Source organism: Sulfurospirillum sp. MES (assembly GCF_000789415.1).
Taxonomy (GTDB): domain Bacteria; phylum Campylobacterota; class Campylobacteria; order Campylobacterales; family Sulfurospirillaceae; genus Sulfurospirillum; species Sulfurospirillum cavolei.
The window spans coordinates 58,678-76,474 of the sequence record NZ_JSEC01000005.1 but is presented as its reverse complement, the minus strand read 5'-3'; the positions used below and the strand labels follow the sequence as shown (position 1 = coordinate 76,474).

The following is a 17,797-nucleotide window of genomic DNA, read 5'->3' as shown; positions in this document are numbered from 1 at the left end:
GCTTACATGTAAAAAAAGTTTTTACATGTTAAGGAGACGTTGATACTCTTTTTCGGTGATGATGTCTTCGATCGAGTCGACGCGGTCGATAAAGACTTTGCCGATGAGGTGGTCAAACTCGTGTTGAAAGAGACGCGCCAAAAATCCGTCAAAAAAAGCGTGTTGCGCTTTGCCTTCCCTATCGATGTACGCGACTTCGACATGAGCGTGTCTCGGCACGCGCGCGCGAATTCCCGGAATGCTCAAACACCCTTCCCAATCTTTCTCTTTTTCCTCGGAGAATGCAAGAATGCGCGGATTGATTAGCGCGGTCGGCTCCATCAACGGAGCGTTGGGATAGCGTTTATTGGGAGCAGAAGCCATAATCAGCACACAAAGCGAATGTCCGACTTGGGGTGCTGCGATTCCCGCACCTTTAGACTCTTGACATGTCGCGATCATAGCGTCGATCAGCATTTGAATTTCAGGTGCGCGGATGTCGCGTATTTCTTTGGCATGCATGCGAATGACGGAAGAACCCAATTGCGATATTTCTAAAATGTTCGGCATCGCTGCTTCTTTAATCTTTTAACAATGCGACGATTTCGTCAAGATGGAGTTTGAAATGTCTTGGAAAATCAACGATCATCGCTTCTAAAGAAATTCGCTCGTTCAATGCGCTAATCCACTCGTTTTGGAGCTTTGTTTCATCGACGTTTTTAATGACATGGACAACGTGTTTAGCGGTCGCTTTCAGTAATGCTTGCAAATCTTCCCAATCGTAGGCATTGTAGGCTTGAAGTTTGATCCATAAGTCGTTTTTACCGAGATTGGCATAATCGGGAAAGATCAACGGACTGCTTTGATACTGTAAATGAACGATGCGATGGGTATTGTTCGACGCCGAATCGCACAGATGCCCGACAATTTGCTTGATCGTACGATGCTGTGCGTTGGTTTTGGTCGCAACCGTGTTGATGTCCGCCTTTTTTAAGATCTCTTCCAATGTACCCAGTAGCGTCAATATCGCGTCGCCGATTTTTTCCATTGCTTCTCCTTGCGCGTTTGCTCGTCCAATCATAACCTGAGACGACTTAAAAATGAAGAAAAGAAACTAAAACGGTTTAACGATGCTAAGCAGGATAATAACCGCCGTAGTGATCTCCGGTATCACGCGAAAAAGCTTGAAAAAGCGCACGTTTTGAGGAATGCTCTCTTGCGCAAATCGGCGTATAAACGTTTTACATGTAAGGTGATAGACTACCATACCCGTAACCAATGTAAGTTTAAGATGCAACCACCCTCCGCTTTGAAGCAGATGCGGATTGAGGTAGAGTAAAATTGCCCCGAATTTGATTGAGAAAAGCATCGCAACCGTACCGACTTTAAAGAGACTGCTCTCTTGAAGCGCGATAGTCGCATGAGCATTTTGGGGTGCATTGATATGATAGACGAAAAGTTTGGGCAGATACACCAGCATGATCATCCATGTCGCAACGGAGATAACGTGCACTGCAAGAACGAGACTGTAAGCGTTCATTTGAAGTCCTTAAGCAAGATTTAGAGCCCTTAGTATATAATCTGCTTTAAAAATTTAAGTGACATTTTACGACTCTAAGGATGACATTTTGCGACCGGAAGATTTGAAGCAAGCACCTGTGGAAGCTTTTTTGTTCATTCTCTCGTTTTTAACCAAGCAGTATGCCTTTGATGCAACACCCTTTCTCAAAGAGCGTGGAATAGTGCTCAAAGATTTACATGTAAAAGGTGCAAAAATCAATGCTACATACGTGCACGATCTCATCGATGAAGCAGTCACTCGCACAGGCGATGCGGGGGTGTTATTTACCTTTGCTGAGTCTGTCACACCCAACAATCTGGGCATTTTAGGCTATTTGCTCTTACATTCAAGCAACGTGGAAGACGCCATCGTGAAGCTGTGCCGCTACTATCCGCTTGTTGGTAAAACGCTTAAGCCCATTTTTACAAAAGACGATGGCGTTTACAAACTGACCCTGCTCATTCACAAAGAGGGCGAGATGTATCACCTTGAAAAGTACAGCGCGGAGATTCACCTTAGTGCGATGCTTCATCTCATCAACAAAATCATCCCCAAACCCATCTTCCCCATACGCACGACATTTAGGCATGCCAAACCTTTACATGTAAAAGCGTACCAGAACGTTTTTGGGCAGAACATCGTTTTTGATGAGGTGGAAAACGCCCTCTTCTTTGACAAGACGCAACTCTCAATGAAAACCAGCTACGACAATCCTTACCTGCTTCGTGTCTTTGAAAAAGAGGCGGAACAGAGCTTGGGCATGAGTGTGCATGGAAGCCTCAAAGAGCAAGTTTTAGGCTACATCCTCATCGCTACGGGTGAGCTTGATGTCTCGCTTGAGAGCGTTGCGCAAAAGGTGGGTTTGCATCCGCGAACGCTTCAAAAAAAACTCAAAGAGGAAAACAGCAGTTTTGTCGAACTTTTAGGCGAGGTGCGTCAAAAGTTAGCGGCGCATTATCTGCAAAAAGGTCTGGGCATCGCGACCATTGCGACATACTTGGGCTATGCTGAGCCAAGCCCGTTTTTAAGGGCATTTAAGAAGTGGTTTGCCATGACACCTAAGGCGTGGGTCGCTTTACATGTAAAAGGAAATGAGCATGCCTAACATCGCTATCGTCGATCATTTGGACTGTTTTGCCGAACGTTTTGAGGGGGTTGATTTGCACGCAAAGCGTATCAACAAAGCCGAATTTGAGGAGTGCACCTTTCTCTCGTGCGACTTTAGTGAAACGTTCTTTTACGCGTGCCGTTTCATCGACTGTCATTTTGAAAACTGCAACCTCAGTGTTATGAAACTCACCGACACCAAACTCTCCAATACGGCATTTATGAGCTGTAAAATGAACGGCATCGACTGGTGCATGGCAAACTGGAAAAGCTTGCTAAACCCTGCACCGCTCAAATTTGACGAATGCATTGTGGATGACAGTAACTTTTTTGGGCTTTTGATGGAAGGACTTGTCATGAAAGCATGTCGCGCCAAAGAGGTCGACTTTCGCTCCGCCCTGCTCTCTCACGCCAATTTCGCTGGAACCGACTTCAAAGGCGCGCTGTTTCACCAAACTCATCTGGAAAACGCCAACTTCACAGACGCCATCAACACCCGCATCGACCTTCGTACCAACCACCTCAAAGGCGCCATATTTAGCCGTTTTGAAGCACTTGGTTTGCTTGAGGGGGTGGGAATTGTGTTGGTGGATTGAGAGTATCCTTGTAATTTACTGGTAAATTTACTATAATATTTGCATATAAATCATAGGATATACCATGACAGTCAAATACGCTCCAAATGAGCTTTTATCAATTACGGATTTTACGAAAAAAATTGCGACCATTCTTAAAGGCATCAAAGAGCAATCGTGCGAAAAAGTGGGGATTTTGAAAAACAATAGACTTGAAGCCGTCGTCATCTCCACCGATGAATACGAACGCCTCAAATCGCTTGAAGAGCTTTTTGAAACGATGGAACATCAAGAGATTTTTGAAGCGGTGCAAGCACGCAAAAATACTCCTTTGTCTTCGTATGTGCCCTTTGAAGAGCTTGCCAAAAAGTTCAATATCGATCCAAAGTCGCTGTAAATGTATGCCATCAAAACGCATCCTTTGGTTGAAGAAGATTTAAAAAACTTCGATCACTCCTTGATTGTGTTGATATTCAAAAAACTAACGCAGTTACAACACTCACCTCTCTTGGGTCAACCTCTTGGCAATAAAAACAACCTCGATTTGAGCGGTTACTATAAAACGTATGTCGCGAAAAAACAGGTGCGTATTGTGTATAAAATCATCGAGAATGAATTAGTGATCTATGTCGTCACCGTCGGCAAACGTGAAGAGATGGAAGTGTATAAAGAGGCGATGAAAAGGGTTTAAGCTAAGCCCTCTCTATTCTTTGACTTTTTTGTCATCAAATATGTGATCTTTTAATTCACCGAAGACTTCATTTAAATACAATTTTTCGCAGTCACACGTATCGCCTTTTGCATAATCCAACTGCCGTCTTATCAATCTTTATTTTCAACAGTGCATCAATCAAATTTTGCATCATTTCATTTTTTAGCTCATTCGATAATTTCATTTTTTTTTCATTTGCACAATCATATAGTTTTACATCATCTGAAGCCAAATTTTTTTCTGCTTCATAATCTCCTATGGATTTAAAGCCGAATTGATTTATAAAATATTCTTTTATTTGACTCTCTTTAAAAGAAAGTCTTTGGACCTTTCTATCTTCATCGTAAAATGATAAAAAAGGTAAAATAGAAGTATTTAAAGATGCCTGTAAATAACCCTTTCCTCGGAAATTTGGCAATATATAAAAATGTAAGTCAGTTATCATGTCTAATATGATGCCAACATATTTTAGAGTTGATTTTATATCATGATTTTTAATTAAAATAAAATCATAGAATTCGTAACTATTTTGGTCAATACATTCTTTATCGTTAATATTAACTATATCGATATTACTATCGATACTTCTTATTGCATAATCTTCATTTTTATACACTAATTGATTAATATTAGTAAGAATTTGGTTTAACATTTCATTTGTCATAACTACCTTTCATATGATTTTGAAGAAAACAATACGATGCTCTTTCCCCTCTACTCATACCTCTTCCCATTATATTCCAAAAATCCGCCATTGTGGCGATTGTGTGGGTCACGGTGCGTCCAGTGGACGACGCCGCCTTTGTCATTGGTTTCCAAGTCACCGCAAAAATTCACAACTCCGCCCTCTTGCAAGGGTGTAACTTTAGGCGCGATGTCGATGTTGTGAGCGATTAAGAGCGTTTTACCCGATGCCAATTTGACGATGAAACGCTGATGACGACTGCCTACAGTGTCATCACTGAGGAGCTTAACCACTTTGCCCGAGTCACACACGGGCGTGCCAGCGAAGAGGTTTAAGCCTATGAGGAAGAGGAGCATTGTTTTTTTCATTTTATCCCTTGTCTTTGTTTGTATCTTACATGTCGGTATTCAAAGCGAAACGGTTGCGTTTTGATGTTACTTGAGTTTCTTTAAAAGCTTCTTCTCTTCTTCCGTGCTTAGGAAACGCCATTTTCCGAGGGGAACGTCCAGTTCAAAAAAGCCGATATGCGTGCGCGTGAGTTCCAAAACTTTTAAGGGCGTGCCGTATTTTGGGTCTTTGAGTGCTCCGAAAAGGCGGCGAATGTGGCGGTTTTTTCCTTCGTCTATTTTGACACGAAGTTTTGTTTTCGCGCCGCCCGTGCCGATTTTTTCGACCTCGAGTGCTTTGAGTAAACCCTCAGGGCTTTGCACGCCCTTGAGTGCTTGAGCAATGTGTTCGTCCATGACATGCCCTCTTACCCAAATCTCATACGTTTTGATGCAATGCCCCGGTTTGGTAAGCGCGTTGCCGATCTGCCCGTCGGTCGTAAAAAGCAACAATCCTTTGGAGTCAAGGTCTAAGCGACCGATAGGCATCCAGCCCTCGGTATATACCCACTCGGGTAAAAGTGCGTAAACGGTTTTACGCCCCAAATCGTCAGAGCGCGTGACCAGATAGCCTTTTGGCTTATTTAACACTAAGAGTTTTTGAGAATCGTTCGTTGTTAGAGACATCAGGCATATTCCGTATTAAAAAAATATCGCGTAGCATTAGGCGTATGAAGAGAGGGTAAACGGCGTGTTTACCCTTTACGATCAAAGATTTACGAAGCGGGAATCGATGCTTCGATGAGTTTACAGAATTTGACGCCTTTCAATCCTGCGATTTTTTGCGCAAAATCTTTAATATCGGAGACTTTTCCCGTCACCATAACCGTTTCTAAACAGTTTTCATGCGTAACATGTACGTGCGTATTGCACATGATATGCACTTTGGCGTCGTGTTGAATCTCTAAAATTTTTTGGACCAATTCGTTTTGATGATGCGTGTAAATCATAGCTAAAACGCCGATAACGTCGCTACCGTCGTCTTGCCAATCGTCTTTAACGATTTTTTCTCGGATTAAATCTCTTGTAAATTCACTGCGAGACGCATACCCTTGTACGTCCACCTTTTTATCCAGCTCTTCTAAAAGCTTTTCCGGCAAAGAGACGCTAAATCGAATAATTTTATCCATAGTGTATCCTTTAAAATAACATTCATAACGATTCTAATCAGATTATTCTTTAATTATTGCATAATAAAAATATTAATGCTAGCTCTGAAGTGCTTTGTAGAGTTGACCGACGCAAATGCCGCCGTCGTTAATAGCGATCTTTTGCGGGAAATAAAGCGGTTTTGAGATGTGCAAAACAAGTTGTTCCATCAATGTGCGATTTTGAAACACACCGCCGCAAAGTACGATTTTTAGGGGGTAGCGTTGTATTATTTCATCTATAATGCCGACCAACGTATTGATAAATTTAGAGGCAATCATACGCGGTTCGCTTTCGTGAAGCATCGCTTCGAGCATCGGTAAAAAACGGATCGTTTGAGCATCGATCGTGACGTCGTAGCGCTCTACGATCGTTTCGTCATAAAGGCGTTCCAACCAAAGCCCGCTTTGACCGTCGTAGCTGACATCACTTTGCATACCGCACAAGATCGCCACCGCATCGAAAAGCCGTCCCATCGACGAACACAGCGGCGCGTTGATCTTTTTAGTATAGGCGTGCTTGAGCGTTTTGAGAGAACCTTCGTCAAAATACTCAAGCAGCACTTCATCGGCTCGATCGCCCATTGCTTGCCACAACATCGACGCCAAGATACGTTTACTCTCTTTAATGCTCGCATCACCGCCCAAGAGTAAAAAAGGCTCTAACGAAGCGACGCGTTCATAGCCTTGCTTATCGCATACCATGCATTCGCTTCCCCAAATGACGCCGTCGTCTCCGTATCCCGTCCCGTCCCATGCAAAACCTAAGACTTTTTCGTTCAGTCCGTATTCGCACATCACCGACAAAACATGCGCGTAGTGATGTTGCACTTGCAAAAAGGCGACGGGTTGTTTTTTCGCCCAAAGCGTCGAGAGATACTGCGGATGTAAATCGCCCACGATCAATTCGGGAACAAAACCGTAAAAACGCTCAAACGAAGCAATCATCTCTTCAAACAACATATGGCTTGCCACGTTGTCCAAATCGCCGATATAAGGCGAAACAATAATCTGGTGGTTAAGATAAATAGCGATCGCGTTTTTTTGGTGCGCTCCAACGGCTAAAATCGCACGATGATCGCTTGAATCGACGCGAAAACTATGCGGCGCAATGCCTCGTGAAGCACGCATCAAAAGCATCTTATCACCGATAAACTGCACGACGCTATCGTCGCTTCGATGCACGATATCGCGGTTATAATCCAGATAATATTCGACGACGTTTGAGAGTTTTTCAACCAAGGTTTCGCTATCACTAATAATCGGTTCGCCCGAACGATTGGCGCTTGTCGCAATAATCGGAACGCGTAAGTTTTGAAATAAGATAACATGTAAAGGCGTATACGGTAAAAAAACGCCGAGTCTATCGGTAAAAGGCGCTACATGTAAGCTTAATGACGAGGCGGTTTCATTGCGTTTTAAAAGCACGATCGGGCGCAGTTGCGAGCTAATACCTTGGGCTTCTTCTTCACGCATAACGCATATGTTTTTGACGGCGTCTAGGTCTTTTAGCATCACGGCAAAGGGTTTTGAAGGACGGTGTTTGCGCTCTCGGAGTTTTAAAACGACGTTATCGTCGGTTGCGTCGCAGATTAGATGAAAGCCGCCCATACCTTTCATTGCGACGATATGACCCGCATGAATCAGTTCTGCCAAACGCACGATTGCGGCTTCGTTCGTCGCAAGCGTTTCGCCTTGCATCGATCGCAACGTAAGCGTAGGACCGCATTTGGAACAACTGATCGGCTGGGCATGGTAACGCCTATCGGTAGGGTCTTGATACTCTTTTTCGCATGCTTCGCACATCTGAAACGAAGCCATCGATGTCGAGACTCTATCGTAAGGAACGGTTTGAATGATCGAATAACGAGGTCCGCAATGCGTGCAGTTGATAAAAAAATAGCCGTGACGTCGGTTGTTCGGGTCGTTTAGCTCCCGCAAACACTCCTCGCACAAGCTCATGTCGGGCAGAACTAAAGACGATTTTTGCATACTCGCATCGCTGGGAGCAATAACGAAAGTGCTTTCGTCCGCCTGAAACGCAACTCTTTTTTTCTCCCAAAAATCGATACGTGCCAGCGGAGGCAATTCGTCAAAAAGTGCTTTTTCAAAAGCCTTCAACGCTGCTTCGTTTCCTTGAACTTCGATGAAAACACCCGATGCATTGTTGAAAACGACACCGCTAAGAGCGTACCGAAGGGCTAAAACGTAAACAAAAGGTCGAAAACCGACCCCTTGAACGATCCCTTCGATACGGTAAAAAATACGCTCTTTAGCCATCAATCGGCAATTCTTGATTCATACAAATCGTATGGTTAGGTTTGATATTTTTAATGACCATTTCACTGAAACGTTTCAATCCGAACATCAAGCCGCCCAAAGCGATTTTTTCGCATCCCATATTCTCTTTGTGTGCATCGGCGGTATCGCTAATAAAATACGCCAAACTCTCCATAAAACCGAAACTAAGCGTTACCTCGTCCGTACCCGCAAGTTTAAAACTCATCGCGCTACGAATCAAACGAAGGTAATTAAAGTCGCTGATTAACGCATCTTCTTTTTGGAGATAATAATCGATGCGAGGTCCTTTTTGACCTCCGAAATCTTCGGCATTTTCAATCAATTTTTGCGCACCCTCTTCCCATACGTCGCACAATCCCAAAAGAATGGAAGCAATGTTCCATAACGAGAAAATACTTTTCGGTAAATTCGCAGGAATAGGTGTCGCCAATGCTTTGGCATAAAGGTCCGGAAAGTGTGTTCGATAGTTTTCGACCAAACGCTTCGCACTTGCGCTCGTATGTTCAATTTCCTCAAACAAAGCTTGATAGCTTGCGGGCAAAGGAAACGATACCAGATTGAGCATACCGTGTTCTTTAGAATACTGCATAATGCGATCGTCGTGAGTGCAACTCAGGTAAAAACACGTCGTCACGTTCTCAAAAATTCGATGTTCATGCATGATCGAAGCAAAAGCGCGATGAGAAGGCTCTTCGATCTTTTGTAATGCTTCGGGCATAGGAACCGTATCGTCTTTTAACAAGACGATTTCACCGTTTTCAAAAACGCAAATACGCATCGTATCGATTATCGTATTTTCGTCGATCACGACTGAAAAAGAAGCAGACTCGCAAGGTTTCGTCGTTTTAGCCAGAAACGCTACGCCTTTTTTTTGAAGTGCTTTGGAAAGCTGGTATAAAAAAAGATCGTTCGCTAAACGTATCCAGACACGTGAAGCAATAGAGCTTTTTTGTGCAAATACGGCATTGACTTTTAAGCGTAACGCCGGACGTTCCAACGTCGCTAAGGCTTTAATTTCATTGTCGCGGATAACAACCATACGCTCCAACGCCGATAAATCGGTAGCGATCACCTCCGCATCACCCGTTTGAGAAACTGTCTCGTACGCTTCGATCGGCGCGATCGTATACGTTTCGTTGCGATAACAAACCTTCACGAAATGACCTTGAACAAGCGTCTCGACCACTTTCTCGTAAAGGCTCTCACGTTCGTCACGCGTAACGCCTTTGGCGATAAGCGTTTCGTTTTCGTACATGTCAAAACCAATGGTTCTCAAAGAAGGCGAAAGCGTTTCGTCGACGAAAGCCAAATGTTTAGGAGTAAACACAATATCTTCGCATGAGGTAGACGTACATACAATGCCGTCTTGAGGTCTATTCGGTGCGACAAAGACATTGGTCGATTTGAAAAAAATCGACAAGGGAAGCATTGCCGCTAAAGTATCGGCAAAAGCACCTAAACGCTCTTCGTTATCTTCCGCGAACAGCGTTATCGTATTGTGTGTGCGTTGAATGGCATGTAAAATCGCAAAATCCGTTGCAATTTCACACAGCAATCTCTCTAAAATATCGTTATTCGAACCGTATTCAAATTCAAATGCTAAAATCATCGCTCCTCCAAACAAGATGCGTTTGCGACTTCTTGTATCGTAAGCGTAGCAATTTGTTCATAAGTAAAACCTAATTCGACCAAATGTTTGAGTAAAACGCTTTCCATGACGCTGCTGCCTTTAAGAACGGCTTGCGTCATCGCAAGCGTCGTATCGTCTACGACTTCGGGGACGATGCCGATCACTTTTGTCGGCGGTCTATCGCCGACCATATCCATCATCGTTAAAGTTTGAAGCATTTCGACTTCATGCGCGCTTCCTTGCCATGTAATAGAGCTAGGAACGCTTTCAAAGTCGAAGAAGTAAACATCGCCGATCTCGCCGTCGTCGGCATCGACGCAATCGAGGACGATCAAATAATCGTATTCGGCAATGACGGGAATTAATCTTTGTGCGAGCGTACCGCCGTCGATAAAATCTAAGGTATGCTCAGAAGAAGAAAACGCATATTTTTGTTCCACAAGGCGGCAAAGATGCACTCCGACGCCTTCGTCGGAGAACATCACGTTGCCAATGCCTAAAACCAACACTTTCAAGCCAAAACTCGCTTAGTGTTTTGAATCGTGTTTTGTAAACTTGTAACCGCTGATAATGGCATCCATAGAGCCTTCTTTACCCATAATCGAGTTAAAGATAGCCATATAAATATGGATCGGTAAGAAGATCAAAATACCCCACATAACGATATGGTGAATTTCTCTTACCATCGCAAGACCACCCATCATCGCCTCAATCGGACGCATAAAGTCGTACAAGAAAAGACCGATGCCGCCGCCTTGGTACATGTGAACGTACAGGATAAGTCCCGTTAAACTGATCACGAAAACCATTGCGTATAAACCGACGTATGCAATGAATTGCAAAGGATTGTACACGCCTCTTAAATGAGGATGTTCTCCCATAAAAAGGTAATATTTAATTTGTTGAATCCAAATTTTCGGACTGATAAAGTCTAAAAATGCGATTCGCTCTTTCATACTGACCTTGTCGATTAAGAAAAGGTAGAGTTTAAAAAGCGTAACGGCAATCAACAAAAAGCCTGCGATCTCGTGCCACATTCTAAATTTGGCATTCAAAAAGAGAATCGGCTCATCCGAAGCTTCCGGAATAATGAAAACATACGTCAAGTAAAAACCCGTTACGGTTAATACCGCGATAGCGATTGCTCTTAGCCAGTGCGTCCAACGAAGCCCTGCCGAGAACTCAAATTCTAAATTTCTTTTCATCTTAGACTCCCTTTTCTTAGCAAGATGCGCCGCTGACGTTTACCTTATAACTGCTCATCTCGTTGCCTTTTTTATCCATGACATGTACCGCACATGCAAGGCATGGGTCGTAAGAGTGAATGATCCTTACGATTTCGAGCGGTTGAGAAAGGTCTGCTAGTTTAAGTCCGATGAGGGATTCTTCATACGAACCTCTAACGCCCTTGGCATCTTTTGGACTGGCGTTCCACGTCGTTGGAACAACGGCTTGGTAGTTTTCGATCACGCCGTTTTTGATTTTAACCCAGTGGCTTAATACGCCTCTTGGTACGTTACCGATATAGCGACCTTTGTACTCTTTGTTTTTATCGATTTTATAGCTCGTGTACGTCGAGTCGTCGACTTTGAGGTTTTGAATCAATGCGCTAAACGCTTCCAAACCGTAATCCGCAATCACTTTGGCTTCAAGCATACGGCATGCCGTACGACCGAGCGTTGACGCAACCGCCGTAATAGGAAGACCCGTATCTTTTAAGAATTTGTCGACAACGGTTTTAACACGTTTGTTACCGAGTGCATAGTTAACGACAATATTTGCCAAAGGTCCGACTTGAAGCGGTTTGCCGTCGTAGCGAGGTGCTTTAACCCATGTATATTTGCCTTTTTCGTCAATAACTTTCGTCGGAGCAAGTACGCCTTTATCGTTAATCGTCTCGGCATCTTTAAAACCGGTATAGTTCGGTTCTTGTCTTCCTTCGTACGGATGGTACGCAGCATTGTCTTTGTACCAAGAGTGCGTTGCTTCTTCGGTAATTTTACTTTCGTCGAGTTCTTGAACTTTAAACGGTTTACCGCTCACGAGATTAATGACGTCTTCGCCCATCATCACGCCGCTTTCAAACAAGAACTCTTTAGCGTTAAGCTGGAACTCTTTGTACGTAAAGAGGTTCGGTACGCCAAGACCGGCATTGACGCTCGGCTCACCCGCATAAGCAAGGCCCGCCATAACGACGTCCGGATAGTACGCACGATTCACGAAATCCGCCAATTCTTTGAATTTCGTCATAAATTCGCCCAAACGAGCCGGAGATTGAAGATCCATAATACATGTAACACCGCCGACGGTCAAACTTTGAGGATGCGGTTGTTTTGCACCGAAAACCGCCATCATTTGTGCCGCAATACGTTGCATTTCTAAAGCTTTGAGGTAGTGAGAGACCGCAATCAGGTTTTGCTCAGGCGTTAATTTATACGTTGAGTGTCCCCAGTAAGCGTTAGCGAACGGTCCAAGGTGACCTTTTTTAACAAATTCCGCAACCCGTTTTTGTACGACGACAAGGTCGTCGGCACCGCACGCGAGCGGTGCATCGGTATATTTAAACGCTTCTTGCGCCGCTTTATGCGGATCCGCTTTAAGCGCGGAGACGACGTCTACCCAGTCGAGTCCGTGAAGGTGATAAAAATGGACGGGGTGATCGTGCAAGAAAAGAGCACAGTTCATTAACGTACGCGTTAATTTAGCATTTAACGGAGGTTCGATACCAAGAGCATCTTCAACGGCGACGATACCCGCTTTATAATGCGAATAGGTACAAACGCCGCAAATTCTTTGAGTCATAAAACCCGCATCTCTGGGATCTCTTCCTTTAAGGATAGTTTCAATACCTCTCCAAAGCGTCGAGGAAGAGTAAGCCTCCGTGACAACATTGTTATCGTCAACGATAACTTCAACCCTTAAGTGTCCTTCGATTCTGGTAATTGGATCGACTACGATTCTTTTGCTCATTTACTTATCCTTCTCTTATTCTTCAGTTTTTCCACTGCCCTTAACCGCAGCAATAGCCGCGTGAGCCGCAATACCGACCGCCGTAACCGTTAGAAGCGCAACACCGACTTTATCGGCTGTTTTATCGGCACCCTCACCGTAAACGGTATGGTAAAGTCTATCGCCCAAAGGCTCTTCAAACGGTCCCATGTTATCCCAAAAACCCGGTTCGGAACATCCGATACAACCGTGTCCCGCTTGGACCGGCCATGAAGTGTGTTGATTAAAGCGTTCGCGTGAGCAGTTATTAAACGTATAAGGACCTTTACAGCCGACTTTGTAGAGACAAAAACCTTTTTTAGCGCCCGCATCGCCGAATTCTTGCACGAATTCGCCCGCATCGAAGTGTCCGCGTCTTTCGCAAAGATCGTGGATTCTAAGTCCGTATGCCCATTTTGGACGATTGTAAGCATCCAATGCCGGAAGCGTACCGAAAAGAATGTAATGCAACACGTTACCGACGATATTTTTCTCGCTTGGAGGACAACCCGGAACGTTGATAACCGGTTTATTTGTGATTTTACTCAAAGGTTGTGCGTTTGTAGGGTTTGGATATGCCGCTTGGATACCGCCGAAACTTGAACATGTACCGATCGCAAAAATAGCTGCTGCCGCATCGGCCGCTTTTTTTGCACTGGCTTGCCCCGTTTGTCCGTGTGGTCCGACCGTTAAGAAAAACTCGCTGCTTCCTGCCGGAATACCGCCTTCAACCATCAAAATAAATTTGCCTTTATATTTCTCGATCGCACTTTCTAAATTGTGCTCTGCTTGCCAACCACAGGCGACCATTAACGTCTCGTGGTATTCCAAAGAGATATGATCGAAAATAAGACTATCGATCGTAGGGGCGTCGGTTCTAAGTAAGCTCTCAGAACAACCGGTACACTCTGCCATATGTAACCATACAACCGGTAAACGGTCGGTCAATTCGGCAGCTTGCGCCATAAGAGGCGTAAATTCAGACGGTAAAGAAAGCATTGCCGTGACTCCGGCTGCCCACTTCATGAAATCCCTACGGCTAATACCGTGCTCTTCCATGAGTGCCGCAATTGATTTCTCTTCCTTAATACGGGGGAACTTCTCAAGATCATTCAATCTTTGAGAAAGCCTTTCGTACAGTTTTGCGTGTTCCATCAGTTTCTCCTGTGTAAATTTTCCAAGATCAATGTAGACTCCTCATGCAGGTTAAAAATTATTACCTGAATGATTATTCATTTAGTATTAAATCAAAAATTATTTCACAATATGTTAGATGTGCATAATCTTTAGCTTATTTTCAGTAAATAGAGTAAAAATGTAACAAAAAAAGGAGATAAAAAGTGTATAGTATTAAAAATGTATAAATTGTCACACTGAATAATCATGGATTATTGGGTTGTACACACCGAACAAACATCAAAACTCTTGACGATAAAGTCTGCTTTGGTCAACGAATCTAGACCGACTAAAGCTTTTTGAACGACCGATAAATTATCGCGTTCGCCGTTGCCGAGATTCCAAACGGTCGGCGTGATAATATCGTAACGCTCAATCACGCCGTGGCGCACGTTGATCGTGTGAATCAAGCTACCTCTGGGAGCTTCAACCACGCCGATACCTTCTGCGCTCAGCTCGTGTACGTTACGTTTAGGCGGAATCAAAGAAGCTTCGCGAATATCCAAGTTTTCCAGCAACCGTTTCGTTTGAACCAGCAAATGTGCACATTCGACGACACGTGCCATCACGCGCGTTAATGCCGCGTCTTTAAAACGGCGATGAAAATCGCGAATCAATCCCTCCTTAGCTACCATCATCCGCGCCAAAGGACCGACTTCAAAAAAACTCTTTTTATACGTCGCCGTCTTGGAATAGGTATAGCCTTGCGTAGGATCTTCAAAAAAAGTATGCGCGAGGCTTTCGGACACGTATTTGATATCGGCCGGTAAAACGGTCGTTTTAGCCGATTTGAGCGCGCCTTCGTACAAAAAAGAATCTCCCAGTGCCAAAAAGCGATCGTGACTACGCCCGAGACGGTCAAATGCATGACGAATCATCGTATCGATTCCCCATGAAAGCGCGGAAGGGCTTGCCATAACTTGCACGGCGGAATCAAATCCCGTAAACTCTTCCAAGGAAAATCCAAAAAGCGTCTCTTCGCAAAATGCGATGACTTTTTCTAAAATACCGCGGGCATTCAAAACGTCCAAACTCACAGGATCACATGTCACGCCTCCGGGTGCGACGAAAGAGCCGTGCGGCCATTGCCCCGAAAAGATTGCACCCATTTTCAACGTTTCGGTAACGGCGTTTTGCGCTAAGAACCAACGCGGTTTTTTAAAAGCGTCGCCTCGGTACGTAGGATCGTCGATTTTTTCCAATTCGGGAAGGACGGAGAAAAAATACCATTTGATATGATTGTGAATTTTTTCGGCATTTAGTGCAATTTCACGAATATCGCGCGCTTTTTTACTTACGCTAACCGTCTCTTGATGTTCAAAGCACGATTCAATCGCACGAACGCAAGCGAGTGCATGCGAATGCGAACAAATACCGCAGACCCGCGGTGTAAAGGCAAGCGCATCGTATAAAGGTCGTTTGCGTAAAATCTCTTCAACACCGCGATAATTGAAAAACTTCAGCTTCGCAAATGCGATTTTTTCATCTTCCCATTTTACCTCTAAAGCGGCTTCGCCTTCGATTCGTTCTATGATTTCTTTAGTGATCTTCATCGATAAGTTTCTTTTCCAATCGTTCGATTTTAAAACTTTTGGCAACGCCTGCTAGCGTATAATAGGCACGTTTACCGATACCGTAAGGTGTTTGCGGCAAAGACATGTTCTTATGCGTTTCGTAAAGCGCACGTCGCGGAAAATCAAACTCCGTGCAACCAAGACACGGCGATCCGGCTCTGGTTTTCGAACTAACGTCGTTCCAGAGTATTTTATTGCAATTGGCATGCGTATTAGGGCCCAAGCAACCGTGTTCGTAAAACATGCATCCCTCTTTTTCGCCCAACTGTTTACAATCGACTTTCCATTCGAAATATTCGTTTCGCAAACATCCGTGATGCGCCAAATAGGCAAAGATCTCTTTCGGTCGCAAGAATTCGTCCAAAAGAACCGTTTTCCCCTCTCGTAACGCCATCATCGTTTCCGCAATCCAACGCGGGTGTGCGGGACAACCGGGAATATTCACGACGTTGGATTTTTCGTCCCAATACCCGCCTTTTTCTTTAGCATTAAAGAGCGCGCCGCTAATGTGCCGAGGATCGCGTAAACGAAACATACCGCCGAAACTTGCACAGCTTCCCACGCACACGATAAAACGCGCTTTGTTCGCGAGCGGTTCCAAAATTTCGGGAAACGAACGCCCAAAACGCTGTAGATAACGCGCTTCTTTCGTAAACGCACCCTCAACGATCAGAAAGTCAAACGCTTCGGGTTTGTCTAAAAGCGATTCTAAGGTGTGTGCCGTAAATAACAAAGGATGGTAGAGCATTTCAAAAGAGGCGGCAAAAAGTGCCATGTTCGAATAATTCAAAAAAGAGTGGCTATTACCGTTACATGTAATGCCTTGAATCCAAATAACCGTTGATTTTGTATTCGCTTTCACGGTTGCTTTAAGGCATTGTAGATGTTCAATGCAATATCGTCGATATAACAATTGATATTTTTATCTAAAACGCCCTCTCCGTTTAAAAAGACGAAACCGCCCAAGTAGCCCATAAAAAGACCGAAAGCCGAAAAGAAGTCTTGATTGCGAAGTTCGCCGCACGCAACGCCTTCCTCGAAAAAAATCATCAACTCCGTCACAAACGCCGATACGCAGAGCATTCCTTCGCACCCGTCTTTAAAAACTTCTCTGTTGGCAATATAAACGCGTAAAAAGTAGTTGATGTGTTGCGGTTTAGAAGACGCCATCTCAAAATAGAGCGAAACGATCTTACGAATCTTTTCTTGGACGCTGCATGTCTCTTCGTTGACACGTCTGATTTCCGCACCTAAAATATCCGAAGAGTATTTAATAATCTCTTTGGCCAAGATCTCTTTAGAAGAAAAATAATTGTAAATATTTCCGACGCTCATATCGATTGCTTTCGCAATATCGGGGATTGTCGTCGAATAGAAACCTCGACTAGCAAAAAGCATCAAGGCGGCTTCTAAAATTTTTTCGCTTTTTTTACTTTTTTTATCCACGATACCCATCCTTCAAAATACGCTTCGTTTATTCTAACATATTATTAATCTTTATTTAAAATTTTTGACTATAATTTTGCTATTTCTTACCAAAAGGAGTCCAATGTGTTACTGATGAAATTACGTGCCGAAGAGAAATTTGCTTTTTTACAACTGGCGCAATACGTCGCAAAACTTGACGGCGAATACGGACTAAAAGAGAGAGAAGTCGTAGAAGAATACTGCACGGAAATGGGAATTGAAAACGTTGAAATAGAGTTAAACGCCTTTGATTTGGACGCGATCTTAAACCTGTTTTTATCGCCTAAAAATCAAAAAATCGCTATGTTGGCATTGTTGGTTTTAGTGCATATCGACGATCGCTACGGCATCAACGAACATAAAGTCATCTCAAAAATCGCGCAAACGTTTCATATCGACGATAAAACCTTACACCTTTTTTCAATGTGGGGGAAAATGGGATCTGCATTGTACGAGCAAGCGCTCAGTTTTGTGGAAAAATAGTGTCGGGAAAATCTCCCGACACGGT

General features: G+C 43.9%; 21 protein-coding genes. 5 read left to right on the top strand and 16 right to left on the bottom strand.

The window, feature by feature from the left end; all coding sequences use genetic code 11:
* Positions 1-21: 21 nt before the first annotated feature.
* The 3 genes from def to OA34_RS08750 form a co-directional block, all read right to left on the bottom strand.
* Positions 22-549 (bottom strand): peptide deformylase, encoded by a 528-nt coding sequence (def, locus tag OA34_RS08760; RefSeq protein WP_039674453.1) that lies wholly within the window; start codon positions 547-549, stop codon positions 22-24.
* 10 nt (positions 550-559) lie between these two features.
* The gene (locus OA34_RS08755; RefSeq protein WP_039674452.1) at positions 560-1,027 is read right to left on the bottom strand and encodes a hypothetical protein; all 468 of its coding nucleotides are present in this window, start codon (positions 1,025-1,027) and stop codon (positions 560-562) included.
* Between the two features lie 66 nt (positions 1,028-1,093).
* On the bottom strand, positions 1,094-1,519 hold the full coding sequence (locus OA34_RS08750; protein ID WP_039674450.1) for a CopD family protein: 426 nt from the start codon (positions 1,517-1,519) through the stop codon (positions 1,094-1,096).
* Positions 1,520-1,607: 88 nt separating this feature from the next.
* Here OA34_RS08750 and OA34_RS13700 point away from each other — a divergent pair, with 88 nt between their 5' ends.
* The 4 genes from OA34_RS13700 (at position 1,608) to OA34_RS08730 (ending at position 3,913) form a co-directional block, all read left to right on the top strand.
* Entirely contained in the window at positions 1,608-2,645 is a 1,038-nt protein-coding gene (locus tag OA34_RS13700; protein WP_286682943.1) for an AraC family transcriptional regulator, read from the top strand.
* Complete coding sequence (locus OA34_RS08740; RefSeq protein ID WP_039674448.1) at positions 2,638-3,243, top strand: pentapeptide repeat-containing protein; 606 nt, start codon at positions 2,638-2,640, stop codon at positions 3,241-3,243. Before OA34_RS13700 ends, OA34_RS08740 begins: the two co-directional genes overlap by 8 nt.
* 64 nt (positions 3,244-3,307) lie before the next feature.
* The gene (locus OA34_RS08735) at positions 3,308-3,619 is read left to right on the top strand and encodes a type II toxin-antitoxin system Phd/YefM family antitoxin (protein WP_039674446.1); all 312 of its coding nucleotides are present in this window, start codon (positions 3,308-3,310) and stop codon (positions 3,617-3,619) included.
* Entirely contained in the window at positions 3,620-3,913 is a 294-nt protein-coding gene (locus OA34_RS08730) for a type II toxin-antitoxin system RelE family toxin (RefSeq protein WP_039674444.1), read from the top strand. It begins immediately after the preceding gene.
* Positions 3,914-4,004: 91 nt separating this feature from the next.
* Here OA34_RS08730 and OA34_RS08725 read toward each other — a convergent pair whose 3' ends face one another.
* From OA34_RS08725 to OA34_RS08665, 13 genes are all read right to left on the bottom strand, one after another.
* Complete coding sequence (locus tag OA34_RS08725) at positions 4,005-4,598, bottom strand: hypothetical protein (protein WP_039674442.1); 594 nt, start codon at positions 4,596-4,598, stop codon at positions 4,005-4,007.
* A gap of 50 nt (positions 4,599-4,648) precedes the next feature.
* A complete protein-coding gene (locus OA34_RS08720; protein WP_286682942.1) occupies positions 4,649-4,987 on the bottom strand; it encodes a DUF3465 domain-containing protein in 339 nt (112 codons plus the stop codon).
* Positions 4,988-5,053: 66 nt separating this feature from the next.
* The gene (locus OA34_RS08715) at positions 5,054-5,632 is read right to left on the bottom strand and encodes a pseudouridine synthase (protein WP_039674440.1); all 579 of its coding nucleotides are present in this window, start codon (positions 5,630-5,632) and stop codon (positions 5,054-5,056) included.
* 89 nt (positions 5,633-5,721) lie between these two features.
* Entirely contained in the window at positions 5,722-6,135 is a 414-nt protein-coding gene (gene nikR / locus OA34_RS08710) for a nickel-responsive transcriptional regulator NikR (protein WP_039674438.1), read from the bottom strand.
* Between the two features lie 78 nt (positions 6,136-6,213).
* Positions 6,214-8,433 carry a carbamoyltransferase HypF gene (gene hypF / locus OA34_RS08705; RefSeq protein ID WP_039674436.1) on the bottom strand — a complete coding sequence of 740 codons (2,220 nt, stop codon included), beginning with the start codon at positions 8,431-8,433 and terminating at the stop codon, positions 6,214-6,216.
* Positions 8,426-10,063: a hypothetical protein gene (locus OA34_RS08700; RefSeq protein WP_039674434.1), complete on the bottom strand. Its 1,638-nt coding sequence runs from the start codon at positions 10,061-10,063 to the stop codon at positions 8,426-8,428. The genes hypF and OA34_RS08700 overlap by 8 nt, the downstream gene beginning before the upstream one ends.
* Positions 10,060-10,599, bottom strand: coding sequence for a HyaD/HybD family hydrogenase maturation endopeptidase (locus OA34_RS08695; protein ID WP_039674431.1), 540 nt, complete (start codon positions 10,597-10,599; stop codon positions 10,060-10,062). The genes OA34_RS08700 and OA34_RS08695 overlap by 4 nt, the downstream gene beginning before the upstream one ends.
* Positions 10,600-10,611: 12 nt before the next feature.
* A complete protein-coding gene (gene cybH / locus OA34_RS08690; protein ID WP_039674429.1) occupies positions 10,612-11,289 on the bottom strand; it encodes a Ni/Fe-hydrogenase, b-type cytochrome subunit in 678 nt (225 codons plus the stop codon).
* Positions 11,290-11,305: 16 nt separating this feature from the next.
* On the bottom strand, positions 11,306-13,054 hold the full coding sequence (locus OA34_RS08685) for a nickel-dependent hydrogenase large subunit (protein ID WP_039674428.1): 1,749 nt from the start codon (positions 13,052-13,054) through the stop codon (positions 11,306-11,308).
* 15 nt (positions 13,055-13,069) lie between these two features.
* A complete protein-coding gene (locus OA34_RS08680; RefSeq protein WP_039674427.1) occupies positions 13,070-14,227 on the bottom strand; it encodes a hydrogenase small subunit in 1,158 nt (385 codons plus the stop codon).
* 233 nt (positions 14,228-14,460) lie between these two features.
* Entirely contained in the window at positions 14,461-15,801 is a 1,341-nt protein-coding gene (locus tag OA34_RS08675; protein ID WP_039674426.1) for a nickel-dependent hydrogenase large subunit, read from the bottom strand.
* The gene (locus OA34_RS08670) at positions 15,788-16,684 is read right to left on the bottom strand and encodes an NADH-quinone oxidoreductase subunit B family protein (protein WP_039674425.1); all 897 of its coding nucleotides are present in this window, start codon (positions 16,682-16,684) and stop codon (positions 15,788-15,790) included. Before OA34_RS08670 ends, OA34_RS08675 begins: the two co-directional genes overlap by 14 nt.
* On the bottom strand, positions 16,681-17,277 hold the full coding sequence (locus tag OA34_RS08665) for a TetR/AcrR family transcriptional regulator (protein WP_173636956.1): 597 nt from the start codon (positions 17,275-17,277) through the stop codon (positions 16,681-16,683). Before OA34_RS08665 ends, OA34_RS08670 begins: the two co-directional genes overlap by 4 nt.
* 105 nt (positions 17,278-17,382) lie before the next feature.
* Between OA34_RS08665 and OA34_RS08660 the strand changes: the two genes are divergently transcribed.
* On the top strand, positions 17,383-17,772 hold the full coding sequence (locus OA34_RS08660) for a tellurite resistance TerB family protein (RefSeq protein WP_231563837.1): 390 nt from the start codon (positions 17,383-17,385) through the stop codon (positions 17,770-17,772).
* Positions 17,773-17,797: the final 25 nt, after the last annotated feature.